General features: G+C 30.1%; 12 protein-coding genes and 5 tRNA genes. 9 read left to right on the top strand and 8 right to left on the bottom strand.

The genetic code is table 11. The features are described from left to right. Positions 1 to 32: 32 nt before the first annotated feature. Genes B4E95_RS01560 through rlmH form a run of 4 tightly spaced genes read right to left on the bottom strand, consistent with a single transcriptional unit; the run spans position 33 to position 2,834 of the window. Positions 33 to 956, bottom strand: a complete 924-nt coding sequence (locus tag B4E95_RS01560) for a ribonuclease Z (protein WP_291089408.1) — start codon at positions 954 to 956, stop codon at positions 33 to 35. Continuing rightward, complete coding sequence (rdgB, locus tag B4E95_RS01555; RefSeq protein WP_221856019.1) at positions 953 to 1,534, bottom strand: RdgB/HAM1 family non-canonical purine NTP pyrophosphatase; 582 nt, start codon at positions 1,532 to 1,534, stop codon at positions 953 to 955. The genes B4E95_RS01560 and rdgB overlap by 4 nt, the downstream gene beginning before the upstream one ends. Then, entirely contained in the window at positions 1,535 to 2,368 is an 834-nt protein-coding gene (locus B4E95_RS01550; RefSeq protein ID WP_291089403.1) for a CPBP family intramembrane glutamic endopeptidase, read from the bottom strand. It lies immediately after the preceding gene. Next, positions 2,361 to 2,834 (bottom strand): 23S rRNA (pseudouridine(1915)-N(3))-methyltransferase RlmH, encoded by a 474-nt coding sequence (gene rlmH, locus B4E95_RS01545; RefSeq protein ID WP_038334530.1) that lies wholly within the window; start codon positions 2,832 to 2,834, stop codon positions 2,361 to 2,363. The genes B4E95_RS01550 and rlmH overlap by 8 nt, the downstream gene beginning before the upstream one ends. Before the next feature lie 26 nt (positions 2,835 to 2,860). On the opposite strand from rlmH, the gene B4E95_RS01540 reads away from it, so the two are divergent. Beyond that, the gene (locus B4E95_RS01540; protein ID WP_291089400.1) at positions 2,861 to 3,832 is read left to right on the top strand and encodes a YihY/virulence factor BrkB family protein; all 972 of its coding nucleotides are present in this window, start codon (positions 2,861 to 2,863) and stop codon (positions 3,830 to 3,832) included. Here the strand turns inward: B4E95_RS01540 and B4E95_RS01535 are convergent. Then, positions 3,829 to 4,704 carry an ion transporter gene (locus B4E95_RS01535; RefSeq protein WP_291089397.1) on the bottom strand — a complete coding sequence of 292 codons (876 nt, stop codon included), beginning with the start codon at positions 4,702 to 4,704 and terminating at the stop codon, positions 3,829 to 3,831. The two genes, B4E95_RS01540 and B4E95_RS01535, sit on opposite strands and share 4 nt — an antisense overlap. A gap of 45 nt (positions 4,705 to 4,749) precedes the next feature. Here B4E95_RS01535 and B4E95_RS01530 point away from each other — a divergent pair, with 45 nt between their 5' ends. The 3 genes from B4E95_RS01530 to B4E95_RS01520 all read left to right on the top strand — a co-directional run bounded on the left by B4E95_RS01530 (position 4,750) and on the right by B4E95_RS01520 (position 9,503). After that, the gene (locus B4E95_RS01530; RefSeq protein WP_291089395.1) at positions 4,750 to 5,640 is read left to right on the top strand and encodes a TIGR01777 family oxidoreductase; all 891 of its coding nucleotides are present in this window, start codon (positions 4,750 to 4,752) and stop codon (positions 5,638 to 5,640) included. 70 nt (positions 5,641 to 5,710) lie between these two features. Then, positions 5,711 to 7,579 (top strand): DUF3857 domain-containing protein, encoded by a 1,869-nt coding sequence (locus tag B4E95_RS01525; protein WP_291089392.1) that lies wholly within the window; start codon positions 5,711 to 5,713, stop codon positions 7,577 to 7,579. 64 nt (positions 7,580 to 7,643) lie between these two features. Beyond that, positions 7,644 to 9,503, top strand: coding sequence for a DUF3857 domain-containing protein (locus B4E95_RS01520; protein ID WP_291089389.1), 1,860 nt, complete (start codon positions 7,644 to 7,646; stop codon positions 9,501 to 9,503). 41 nt (positions 9,504 to 9,544) lie between these two features. Here the strand turns inward: B4E95_RS01520 and B4E95_RS01515 are convergent, their stop codons facing one another. From B4E95_RS01515 to B4E95_RS01505, 3 genes are all read right to left on the bottom strand, one after another. Beyond that, positions 9,545 to 10,531 (bottom strand): acyl transferase, encoded by a 987-nt coding sequence (locus B4E95_RS01515; RefSeq protein ID WP_291089386.1) that lies wholly within the window; start codon positions 10,529 to 10,531, stop codon positions 9,545 to 9,547. Positions 10,532 to 10,739: 208 nt separating this feature from the next. Next, positions 10,740 to 11,129 (bottom strand): hypothetical protein, encoded by a 390-nt coding sequence (locus tag B4E95_RS01510; RefSeq protein WP_115001331.1) that lies wholly within the window; start codon positions 11,127 to 11,129, stop codon positions 10,740 to 10,742. Between the two features lie 29 nt (positions 11,130 to 11,158). Further along, entirely contained in the window at positions 11,159 to 12,805 is a 1,647-nt protein-coding gene (locus B4E95_RS01505) for a Na/Pi cotransporter family protein (protein WP_291063505.1), read from the bottom strand. A 277-nt stretch (positions 12,806 to 13,082) separates the two neighbouring features. Here B4E95_RS01505 and B4E95_RS01500 point away from each other — a divergent pair. The 5 genes from B4E95_RS01500 to B4E95_RS01480 all read left to right on the top strand — a co-directional run bounded on the left by B4E95_RS01500 (position 13,083) and on the right by B4E95_RS01480 (position 13,566). Next, positions 13,083 to 13,156: transfer RNA gene (locus tag B4E95_RS01500), tRNA-Thr, on the top strand. Positions 13,157 to 13,173: 17 nt separating this feature from the next. Further along, positions 13,174 to 13,254 (top strand) — tRNA-Tyr (locus tag B4E95_RS01495). A 7-nt stretch (positions 13,255 to 13,261) separates the two neighbouring features. Continuing rightward, a tRNA-Thr gene (locus B4E95_RS01490) sits at positions 13,262 to 13,338 on the top strand. Between the two features lie 41 nt (positions 13,339 to 13,379). Further along, positions 13,380 to 13,453, top strand: a tRNA-Thr gene (locus B4E95_RS01485). 32 nt (positions 13,454 to 13,485) lie between these two features. After that, positions 13,486 to 13,566, top strand: a tRNA-Tyr gene (locus tag B4E95_RS01480). Positions 13,567 to 13,666: the final 100 nt, after the last annotated feature.

Here is a 13,666-nt window from a genome sequence, read left to right as displayed (position 1 = left end):
CGAATCATCGAACGGATTTTTTTATATTTTAATTACAAACTTTCTATTTTTATTGTTTTCAACAATTCAGGTAAAGCGGTATTCGTAAATTCTTCTTGGGCTTCGACTAGCAATGGTTTATAATCGTGATAACGATTAGAAAAATGACCTAAAATTAATTTTTTTACATTGGCTTGTTTCGCAATCATTCCAGCTTCTTTTGCAGTTGTATGTCCTGTATAAACTGCCAAATCTTTCAATTCATGTAAGAAAGTAGATTCGTGATATAACAAATCGACATTTTTTATAATCGGAACAATATCAGGTTTATATTTTGTGTCCGAACAAAATGCGTAACTCAAAGATTTTTGCGCATCAAAGGTTAAATAATCATTTGGAATTATTTCTCCGGATTCTAATGTAAAATCTTTTCCATTTTTTAAATTTTGATAATCACAGATTTCAATTTCAGGAAATTCCTCGATTCTATCCATATTCAATTTTCGAGGTTTTGGCTTTTCTCGAAAAAGATAACCATTGGTATACACTCGGTGATTTAGCGGAATAGAATAAACTTCGACTTTATCATCTTCAAAAACTAAAACAGATTCTTTTTTATGCAATTCATTGAAAATAATCTCGAATGAATTATTGGATTCTGTTAAACGTAATTGTGTCGTAATAAATTCCTCAATTCCTTTCGGACCATGAATATGCAAAGGCATATCGCGACCAAGCAATTGAAGTGTGGAAATTAATCCAATCAATCCAAAAACGTGATCACCATGCAAATGCGATATAAAAATGTGATTTATTCGGTTGAATTTTGCCTTCGCTTTTCGCAATTGTACTTGTGTTCCTTCTCCGCAATCAATCAAAAAATAGCGTTCTGCGATGTTTAATAATTGAGCAGTCGGATGCGTAAAAGCTGTTGGTAATGCCGAATTAAATCCTAATATTGTTAGTTGTAAACTCAATTTACGTTTAGATTAGTTAAAAAATCGTTTAATTTTTCGACAGCTTTTCCTCGGTGGCTAATTGCATTCTTTTCTTCAGGAGACATTTGAGCAAAAGATTTTGAAAAACCATCAGGAATAAAAATTGGATCGTAGCCAAAACCATTATCTCCCATAATTTCAGTTGCAATAGTTCCGTTCAATCGTCCTTCGAAAAAATATTCCTTTCCATCCAAAATTAAACAGAAAATAGAAATAAAATACGCTTTTCGATTCGTTTTTCCTTCCAATTCCTTCAAAGCTTTTGCAATATTATCTTCGTCTTTTCTTGTACCTGCGTATCGGGCAGAATATACACCAGGTGCGCCATCTAACGCTTCTATCACTAATCCAGAATCATCTGCAAAGATATTTTTTCCAGTTTTATCGAAAATAGTTTTCGCTTTCAGTTGTGCATTTTCTTCGAAAGTTGTACCAGTTTCTTCAATTTCATCAAAGAAATTAATATCAGTCAATGATTTCATCGATAGGTAAGAAGGTAACATTTTTGTAACTTCTTTTACTTTATTGTTGTTATGTGTGGCAAAAATTAATTCCATTTATATTGTTTTTTGTTCTGTTTTTTTGATTAATAAATAGACAGATAAAATTCCGATAAGTGTCATTCCTCCAATTAATAAATAATCTCTTTGCGCAAAAACTTCGCCTTCCATATCGCCCTGCATTAGCATTAACGAGTACGAAAGAGTGTTGTTTAGGAAATGTAATAACATAGGCAAAAACAACGATTTTGTGCGATAATAAACTATTCCAAAAATGATTCCTAAAAGTCCAGCGCCTATAAATTGCCAAGGATTCATGTGTGCACATCCAAAAATAAATCCATTGATTAAGATTGCAGTGGTAGGATTTACATTGAAATTTAGCATTCCTTTCAAGATTATTCCTCTAAAAATAATTTCTTCGAAAATTGGAGCCAAAATACAAATCATAATAAATCCAGCGATTTTGTAATCTAACATCATTTCAAAAGAAGTTTGAAAGATTTTATAGATTTCTTCTAAAGGTCCAGTTGTTGGAATTAAACTTGTTGCAACATCGGCTAAAGGCAAAAGAAATAACCAACAAGCTATTGATAATATGAGCTGAATTGGAGTAAAAGAATGTTTGATATCTTTTAAAATTGATGCAAATTTAGTTTGTGTCAACATCAATAAAATAACAATTGCACAAACCGTTCCTGTTAAAAATCCTAATGGTAAAAGAACGTGATTAAGTGGTTTGTAAAAAAGTGCTGGAGCAGAAACAATTCCGCCAGCAAATTGCATCATAATCACTGCAATCGCGCTATAAAAAAGTGCTTTTCCAATGCCAAAACTTAGTTTATTTTCTTGCTTTGGAACAAATTCTCTAAACGGAGAGGTGTTATTCATGATGATAAGGTTTACCCTGCAATATACTAAATCCTCGGTAAATTTGCTCTGTTAAAAATAAGCGAACCATTTGATGCGTAAATGTCATATTGGATAAAGACATTTTTTTATTTCCTCGATTATAAACAGATTCGTCAAAACCATAAGGGCCACCAATCACAAAGACAAGATTTTTGACAGATTGATTCATGTAATTCTGAATATCATCTGCAAATTGCTTCGAAGTAGGCTGTTTCCCTTTTTCATCCAAAATGATCACAAAATCTGTATTGACGATTTTACTCAAAATTTGCTCAGCTTCTTTTTGTTTTTGTTGAATTTCGGACAAATTTTTACGATTTTTGATGTCAGGAATTTCAATTCTTTGATAATTAATGTGCGAAGGCAATCGATTTTCATACTTTTGTAATAGCATTTCGATGGCTTTTTCGTCTGTTTTACCGATACAAATGGTCGTAATATTCATTCAAAATTATTTATTGAGACAAAAATATGCGCATTCTACAAGATTTTAAAACATATACAGGAATAAATTATTTTCGAGATTGGTCGAAAACAAAATTGATGAACAAAAATACGGGCATCACGGTATATGATTTCTTGAAAGTTTTTTGGATTCGCGTCATGAAAGGTAATTTCCCGTTGCGTTCGGCAGCAGTTTCATGGATTTTATTTTTTAGTATGTTTCCATTTTTGCTTTTTTTGTTTAGTATTTTGCCACATTTGGTTTATTACCAAGAAATAAAAAATCTATTATTTACACAACTTCTTCCTCAACTTTTGCCTAAACATGTGAGCAACGAAGTGATTTCTTATATTGATAAAACGACGGCTGTGCAAGGTAAACGTAAAGTGAATTATTTCTTGATTTTGATTACAATTTTTATGTCATCCAACGGAATACAAGGAATTATAAATGGATTTAATGTTTCTTATCAAGATGTTTATGTGAAGCGAAAAAACTCTAAATCGAGAATGATTTCGATAATTTTGACATTATTTTTTACCGCATTTATTGTATTGCAAGTCTTTTTATCGTATTCGACATCAATTATTTGGAAATACTTAACCAACGTTTCATATTTGACTAAACTTGGACAGTTTTCGTATTTAATCAACTATTTTTCGGTATTTCTTTTCTACTTTGTTTCGATGTGCATGTTGTATTATTTCGGACCAAATCACAAAAAATCGCGTAGCACAGTTTTACCTGGTGCTATTTTGACTTCAGTTTTATTCTTATTAACTGTGATTGGTTTTAATTCGTATTTAAGTTATTTTACAAACATCGATTTGTTGTATGGATCGCTTGGATTAGTGATGATTATGATGATTTTTGTATATATCAATGTGATTTTGATGTTAGTTGGTTATGAATTGAACATGTCAATTAATTACACCAAAAATTATGAATACGTTAACCATATCGACAATAATCGATTTATTAATTTGGATAAATTTTAAGGCTCATTTAAAAGATGCCCGCAGGTTTTGCAATAAATAGCACCATCTAAATGATAATCATCACCACAATTGCGACATCTTTGTGTATTTGTAGGGATATCTTCCTTATGTTTAGCTGCTTTATTCATTTCCATTGTTACAATACTTGTCGGAACAGCAATTACACCATAACCTATAATCATAACAACAGATGCTAAAAATTGTCCTAAACCTGTAACAGGAGAAATATCACCATAACCTACAGTTGTTAAAGTAACAATTGCCCAATAAATACTAATTGGTATACTTGTGAAACCAGATTCAGGATGATCGTGTTCGACCATATACATGATAGATCCGATAACGACAACAATTAAGAGCACAAATGATAAAAAAACAATGATTTTATCTTTACTTTCTTTAAGCCCCAGTACCAATACATTTTTTCCTCGTGTGAATCGTGTAAGGTTAAAAATTCTGAAAATACGTAGCAATCTTAAAATACGAATACTTGCTAGGTATTTACTTGTAGGTAAAACTAAACCAAGATAAAACGGTAAAATAGACAATAAATCAATAACTCCATAAAAACTAAAAATATATCGCCAACGATTTTTAACACAATAGATTCTTAATAAATATTCTATAGTAAATAAAAAGGTTAAAATCCATTCTAAAGATACTAAAACTGTATGATGTCTTGCATTAATTGCTGGAATAGACTCCAACATAACCAAACCTACACTTAATAAAATTAAAAGTAATAACGAGATGTCAAAAATTTTTCCATAAGGTGTATCAGCTTCAAAAACTATATCGAATATTTTTTGTTTTAGCTTCTTTTCTTCATCAGCCCCCATTCTTTTTAGATAAGGAAATCTACCTTTAAACATTGGTTTATATTTTTGGAATGAGCTAAATTAGGAAAAAATTTTAGTATGAATATTCTATTGACTGGTGGAAGTGGATTAATTGGTTCAGAATTAACAAAGATTTTAATTAAAAATGGACATCAAGTTCGTATTTTGACAAGAGAAAAAGAGATTGAACATCCTTTTTATCATTGGGAGAAAGATACAATTGATGAAAAAGTTTTTGAAAAATTGGATGGAATTATTCATTTGGCTGGAAGCTTAATTGCGAAAAGATGGACAAATTCTTACAAAAAAGAAATTTTTTCGAGTAGAGTTGATACAGCGAATTTACTTTTTGAGTATGTCAAAAAATTGAATATTGATTTGAAATTTTTTATCTCCGCGTCTGGAACTGCTTATTATGGACAAATTACTTCGAACAAGATTTTCAGAGAGTCTGATGAACCGAATATTGATTTTTTAGGTAAAGTTTGTGTCGCATGGGAAAATGCTGCTTATCAGTTCGAAAAAATAGGTGCAAGAGTGGTTTGTCTTAGAACTTCTTTTGTTTTGTCTAAAAACGGCGAAGGTTTCAAATTATTAAAAAAACCTATTCAACTTGGTGTAGGAGCAAATCTAGGTAACGGAAAACAATGGATGCCTTGGATACATATTACCGATTTGTTGCAGATTTATTCACATGCAGTAGAAAATGAGTCAATACAAGGTAGTTACAATGCTTCTGCGCCAGAACATGTTAATCATTCTACATTCAATCATACGCTAGCGAGAAAAATGAAAAAACCTTTTTTTATTCCTAATATTCCTGCTTTTGTTATGAAATTAGCATTAGGTGAGATGAGTAGTTTAGTCCTAAATGGATCTAGAATTGACGCAACTAAAATTCAAGAAACAGGTTTCAAATTTCAATATACTACTTTAGAAAAAGCGTTAGAAGAATTGATAGAAAAGTAACGAAAATTTTATTTAGATTATTCTTTATGTGTTATTGTGTATTGTACTTTTGCAGGAATTACAAATTGAAATGAAATTAAAAATTACTTTACTCTTTTTATTTATTGCATTATATACAAATGCGCAATCGAAAGATTTAAAATTCGGAAAAATTTCGGAACAAGAAATTAACTTAACTCAAGTTCCTTTCGAGAAAAATGCAGATGCTGTTATTTTTTCGGAAGAAGGAAAAATGGATTTAACTTCATCTAATTATTATTTGACTGTAAAACGAAGAATCAAAATACTGACTGATAAAGGACTTGATGAAGCAAATATACAACTGAATTATTACAGCAAGAATAGAAATGAATCTATAAGCGGAATTAAGGGAGGTACAATTAATATTGTAAATGGAGTAGAGCAAATGACTCCGATTGATGAGAAAGAGATTTTTGATGTTTCTCTAAATGAATTGTATGCTGCAAAACGTTTCACTTTTCCAAACGTAAAAGTTGGTTCTATTATCGAGTATACTTATATCAAAAGTAGTGAATACAATTTTTCTATTGATGCATGGAATTTTCAACACGATATACCAACGCTTTCGAGCAAGTTTCGATTAAATAATCAAGCTTATGGTACCTATTCGATTATTACAATTGGTGATGGTTTGAATACAAAGTATAAAGGTAAATCGAGTTCAACGGAATGGTTGTTACATAATATCCAAAGTTATAATCAATTAAAATATGTTTATAACCCAGAAGATCAAAGTGAACGTATAAAACTTCAGGGAGATAATTATCATACTGACGGAGCTAAAAAAACAACACTGAATGCTTGGAAAGAGTTGCTTCAAGATATTAATGCACAATATGAAACATATAGAAATCCTTCTGCTATAAAGGATGTTGCGCAAAATATTCCGAACGGAAAAGATGAGGTAGAAACCTTGAGAAATGTGATCGAATATATTGATACAAATGTTAAATGGAACAGATTTTACAGCATCATTCCATCTCGATCAAACAAAACATTACTGAAAGAAAAAGTAGGCTCTACAGCGGACATGAATTTGTTATTAAATGAAATTTTATCAGCAAAAGGCTTCGAAACTTCGATGGTTTTGTTTAGTAGTCGTCATCATGGACAGATTTTATTTTCTTATCCAATTGTCAATCAATTTAATTCTGTTTTGACGGTTGTAAAATTAAACAAAGGTGCTTCGAATCTTATTTTAGATGCGTCAAAATTAAACAAAGAACAAATTGAGTTTGGCCCATTAGATGTGTTTAATTATCATGGAGTGGTGATTAAAAAAGGGGAACCTTCTTTTGTGAAATTAAACCAGAAATTGTCCTATTATGAATCGTCTATGAAATATGATTTCATGAACAACGGTAGTTTAGTTTTTTATAGAAAAGATAAATTCAATGGATACTTTTATGATGAAAATGTAGATGAAAAAAATGTTTTGAATCGATTTATAACAGAATCTTTAGAGGCTCGTTTGGATGAAGAATCAAGTAATAAAATGGTTTTTGATACTGATTCTTATGTTAAATCATATAAATCAAAAGCTACAACTTCAAATGCTTCTTTCTATACATTTATTAACCCTTTGCGCGAGTTTTGGAAACAATATACTTTTGAAGATACAAATCGTCAACGTAAAATAGAATTTAATTATCCTTATTTATTTAATATTCAGATAAAGTCTAAAATACCAGAAGGTTATCAAGTTGTAATTGATGAAAAGTATAAAGCCCATCATAAAATAGAACTTGGTTTAGAGTATTATCAAGAAGCAAAAGAAAAAGATGGACAATTAATTGTAATGATTCAATTCATATTACCAGAAGGCGTTTATGAAGCGGATAAATATAACGAGTTAAAACAATTTTTTGAGAAAGTTAAGACAGATTCCCAAAAAGAAGTTTTACTGAAAAAGAAATAAAAATAAAAACCGTGTTGAATTTTCAGTGCGGTTTTTTTTGTATATTTATACAATAACACTTTATATGAAATTTAAAATTTATTTTCTTTTTACTTTTTTATTGACTCAGTTTGTTTTTGCTCAATCAAATAAATTTGAGTTTGGCAAAATATCAGAAGAAGAATATAATTACACATCAGTTCCTTTTGAAGTAGATGCTTCAGCAGTAACTCTGTCAGAATATGGAAATTTACAAATGAAGAACTATGGATATGTTTTGAAACAACATATTCGAAAAAAAATTTTAAAACAAGATGCTGTTGATGGAAATGTATTAGAATTCACATATAATCCCAAGAATAAATATAGTCGTGTTAAAATTAATAATGTACAAGTTTACAATAAGATAAACAACGAAATAATTATTTCTAAACTGAATAAAAAGGATATTATTGAAGAATCAATTGACGAGAATACTACCCGAATTATATATGCCATTCCGAATGTTAAAGTTGGTTCTATTATAGAATACGAAACGGAAGAGGTTCGTACAGCAGATTTGTATGCTACACCTTGGAATTTTCAGAATGATTACCCAATATTAAAATCAAAGTTAGATATTAGTATGCATACTGATTTTGATTACCGAATTTATTTGATTGGGCAAAAGTTAAATGAAAAATACGGAAATCGAAAAGCAAATAAATCGTGGGAAATTGAAAATGTACCAAGTGTTAAGAAATTTGATAAAATATATAATATTCGCGATTTTAAAGAAACAATAGGATTTCAGTATACAGCTGAAAAAGATTGGCACGGAACAATTTTTTCATCTCCAAATTGGACATCATTTCGTTCAGTTTTTGCAAAAAAAATAGAAACGAATATTAGAAATGTAGATTTTAATGAAATTGCTATAAAAATTAATAATGGAGCTTCGCAATTAGAAACTTATAAGAATGTGATTGAATATGTGAAACTCAATTATAAAGCCAACGAAAATAATAAAATAGATGATATTTCAAACTTTAAATCAGGAATTTTAAGAATAAAATCTGGAACTAATTTAGAATTGGTTATTTTGGTTAATAAACTACTAAAATCAAAAGGAATAGAATCTCATTTGGTGATTAATAGTTTTAGAAGTAGAGGAAGATTAATCATGAATTTTCCGATTGTATCAAGAATTTCTCGTATTCAAACAATGACAGTTTTAGATAATCAGATTTATCTTTTTGACGATAATATTTTAAAAATTATTGATGATAGTTACAAAGAAAAAATCGTTTTTCCTTATTTAGAGTATTATAACCAGCTTGTATTGAAACTCGATTCTCGACAAGATGAATTTCTTACTATAAATCCTCCTTTGTCAGAAAGTTATTTGATTAATGAAATAGAATTTAAACAAAATGATATTAAAATGAAATCTTTAAATAAATTTAAAGGTTATTTTAATAAAGACAATCAAAAGAAATATGATTTTCCGATGTTTAATGAATTAGTATATTCGTCGGAAAATATTAATAATGTAGATGAATACTCATCTATAAATAAAATATTTGCTGTAAAAGAAAAAGTAATAGATTATTTTGGTTTTGAATTTCCGTTTAATGAGGATTTAAATTATTTAACTATTGAGAAGAACAGAAAATATCAAGTCGAATTAGATTTTCCTTTTCAAAAAGTAATTCAATTTAAGTCTAAAATTCCAACTGATTTTATTCTGAAATATGACAATTTTGATAAAGAAATTAAAGCTTTAGATAATAAATTACATTACAAACAACAAATAGAAGTTAAAAATAACGAGTTTGTGATAACTTATATTTTATTGATTAATCAATCAATTATAAGCAGTAAAGAACTAAAAGAATATTCCGAATTTCTAAGCAAAATTGCAGAAATGAATAAAGATATAGTTGTTTTAAAGAAAAAGAACTAAAAAAAGAAAAAGCGCACTGAAATTTTCAGTGCGCTTTTTCTTTATGATTCGATCACCATCAAATTACAACCTCGAACGTCCGAATGATCAAAACGACCTAAGATTTCAAATTGATTGTGAGATATTTTTCTACCTAAATCATCAGTTGCAATAAAACTGATTGAATTATAATTTGCTAAATCGATTACATTTACACCTCCAGTTTTTCCTTCTGCTACATAGTTGAAAGGATCTTCTGTTTCGCGGATTAAAATACGCATCCAATTAGGCGATTTAAAGGTCAGATCTCCTCTAGAATAACCTTGCGAAAGCAATTCCGTCATTCCGTATTCTGAATGAATTTCATTAGTTCCAAAACCATCCTTCAAAATCGAGTGCAATTCTTCGCGTGTAATTTCCTTCTTGCGACCTTTCATTCCACCCGTTTCCATTACAATCGTATGTTGCAAATTCATTTTATAATTTTCAACAAAATCTAATAAGGCGAATGATACACCAATTAAGATTGCTTTTTTACCTGTTTTTTCGTGTGCAATAAGATTTTCGTACAACTCATCGTGATTGTACAAATAAAATCCACTTTTATCGCTCCCAGATTTTTCAATCCAATATTCCACCATATCAATTAGCGACGACCCTGTACGTTCTAAATACGAAGGTAAAAGTGCGAAAATGGTGTAATCAGAAAGCGGACCATAAAATTGTTCAAAACATTTTTCTAAACTATAGTGATACAATGCTAAATCGGTCACCAAATGCTTACTTGTCGCCATTCCTGTCGTTCCTGAACTTGTAAAAACCTTTTCAACGGCACGATTTCCAGAAATAAGATCATGTTTCTTAAAAAACTGGATTGGTAAAAAAGGAATTTCGTCCGTATGTTTCACATTAGAAAAATCAACTTTCAAGAAGTTTAAGAAGTTTTTGTAGACTTCATTTTCTTGCGCTTGATAACGGAAAACTTCCAATGCAACGTTTTGGAAATCTTCTTCGGATTGAATAGAAAAAATTTGCTTTGAATCAAACATTTTGCAAAATTACAAAATAGAGTAGAAGTGAGCGAAGTAATTATATTATTTTATAAATAAAACCGTCAATTCGAGTGAAATTCGTTTAGAATTTTGTGTCGAGAATAAGGTTTTAGAAGATAAAATTCATCTTAATTCTCGATACAATTTTTAGAAATATATTTCTAAAAATCACTCGAATTGACGAATTTTAATTCAAGACAAGTTATTATTTAAAATATTCATCAAAATGATGTTTGAATAAAGTTGACATCGTTTCAGATTCTAAACCATATAAAGTAATTTCAAATTCAAATACGTCATCAGAAATTTCAATTCCAGAAATAGAACTTCCCCAACTTTTTAATTCTTCTTTAAAATCATTATAATAAATTCTAAGATTTGGAATAATCGCTGTGTCTATCAATCTTTCTTTTTCAGAATCATAATTTATATGGATGTTATTTGCTAAACAATAATTTTTGAATAATAAATAAGGAGATTCAATATCTATAAAATTTATTTTGCCATAAACAACTCCCATCGGAACATCTGCAAATTCAAATTCTGTAGTTCCAATAATTTGTTCTTCAAGCTTTATTGTAAATGTAGTAGCCATGCAATAAATTTCTTTAAACTTACAAAAATCTACTGATTTTTTAGCTTAACAATTGTTGCATTGGCTTTGTAAAGATGATCGCCAAGAATTTCGTAATTCTGAATTAGATCTTTGTAGAAAAGCGCACTTGTAGTCAAAAGTTTCTCTTTTTCGATCGTCTTCATTAAATTTGCTTCGGCTTCTTTGTAAATTGTATTAATCGTTTTTTCGATAAACTCCGCTTGTTTGATAGAAACTTCTTCTTGTGTTTCGTTCAAATTTTGATTTAGAATACGCGTTGTTTGATCCAAATTATTTTGAAATTCGACCAAATACGTTCTCATTTTTGGTGTAAAATAACTATTTGTCATTCTACGACGACGATGAATAGAAGAAATCTTAATCGCAATATCGCCCACACTTTCCAGATGATGACAAAGTGTAATTAGTTGATGAATCGCAATTGTATTTTCGTTTGGTAAATCTAAATCAGCAATTTCATTCAAAAATTCATTGACTTCTCTCTCCAATTGATCACCTTCTTTTTCCAGTTCCAAAATTCGTTCACGAAAAACCAAAATCTTTTCTTCATCACTTTCAGTAATCATTCGCCCAAGCGTATAAATCGTTTGTTTCGTTGTAGAAGCGAGTTTCAGAAGTTTTTTATTGGCTTCATTTTTATATAGGTCAGAATTTGTTCCGAAAGGAATCGCATAAAACTCTAATTTATTGTCAGTAGATTTTACAGAGAAATATTTTTTCTGACAATAGAAAGCTATTTTATTGATAAAAGGTGTGAATAAAATTACACCGACTATATTACTAATCGTATCAAAAGTAATCAGCTGAACAGCGATATTTGATGAAATTGTTGAGCCAATAAATTTTAAAACAAAATTTGCAATTAACATAAAAATTAATGCAATTACAATATTGAAAAATGTATGAAATGCTGCGACAACTTTCGTGTATTTATCTCCAATTGCTGCAACTAAATGGGCTGTAAAAGTAGTTCCGATATTTGCTCCCAAAACAATCATTGCAGCTAATTCGATAGGTAAACCTTTGCTCGCTAATAAAATTGCAATCGTAATTGATGCTGATGAAAAGTGGACTAAAATTGTTAGTAATATTCCAAATAGAATAAATAACAAATTAGTCAAAAAACCATAGTGCGATAATTGCTGAAAGAATTCTTGTAACTTCTGATGACTTTCGATAGAAGGTAAAAAAGTTTTTAGGAAATAAAGCGAAAGAAAAAGTAAGGAAAGCGAAAATAAAATTCCACCTACTTTTCTTTGGTTACGTTTTTTCGATAAATAAAATGGAAAAGCCACCAGTATAAGAGGTAATGCAATTTGTACCAAATCGAATTTCATTCCGAAATAGACTAACCACAATGTAAGCGTAGTTCCGATATTTGCGCCTAATATTAAGCCAAATGCTTTTCGTAAATTAATCAATCCAGCATTTACAAATCCCAATATAAACACACTCGCAGCCGAGGAAGATTGTATGGCTGTTGTAAAAAAAGTACCTGTAACAATTGTCGATAAATTGTTTTTGGTTAATTTATTTAAAGTGCGTTTAAAATTCGATCCAGATAACGCTTGTAAATTTTCGCTTAATAGTTTTATCGCAAAAATGAACAAAGCAATTGCTCCGAAAAGTTGCAAAATTTGTATGATAAGATGCATTAATGATTAATTGACTACAAAAATAGGGACTCTAATGTAAATAGAATATTATCTTTTTTACTTTTATTGAAAAAAAGTTTAATTTTTTTTTGAATTCTAAAATTCTGATTTTCAAAATTGAAGTGAATTTTTAGAAAAAACTTCTACTTTTTTTTGAAAAAACATTTGCGAGATTCGAAAAACTGCCCTAATATTGCACCACGAAAAAGGAACAACACTTCTTTCGAGAAATGAATCTCCAGTTTTCAATTTGAAATATTCAAATAATAATATTTTTGCCGATGTAGCTCAGCTGGCTAGAGCAGCTGATTTGTAATCAGCAGGTCGTGGGTTCGAGTCCCTCTATCGGCTCAGCAAAAATATAGGTCGGGGAGATACTCAAGCGGCCAACGAGGACGGACTGTAAATCCGTTGGGTAACCTTCGCAGGTTCGAATCCTGCTCTCCCCACTAAAAAGCCGATGTAGCTCAGCTGGCTAGAGCAGCTGATTTGTAATCAGCAGGTCGTGGGTTCGAGTCCCTCTATCGGCTCCAAAAAAGTTTATATTTTACTTTTAAAACAAAAATAAAAAATCGCCGATGTAGCTCAGCTGGCTAGAGCAGCTGATTTGTAATCAGCAGGTCGTGGGTTCGAGTCCCTCTATCGGCTCTTCTTTTTTGAAGAATACTTTATTATTAGGCGGGGAGATACTCAAGCGGCCAACGAGGACGGACTGTAAATCCGTTGGGTAACCTTCGCAGGTTCGAATCCTGCTCTCCCCACAATCCTTTTTAAATATTTGGAAAGCAAATCATCAAATCTTTTGATGATTTTTTTATTAATGTGTGCATCATAAAAAAAGGGATCAGTATCAAAAGTTGG

This window comes from Empedobacter sp. UBA7494 (assembly GCF_002478465.1).
GTDB lineage: Bacteria > Bacteroidota > Bacteroidia > Flavobacteriales > Weeksellaceae > Empedobacter > Empedobacter falsenii_B.
Note: the sequence above shows the minus strand (reverse complement) of the source record. Positions and strands in the feature narration are given on the sequence as shown.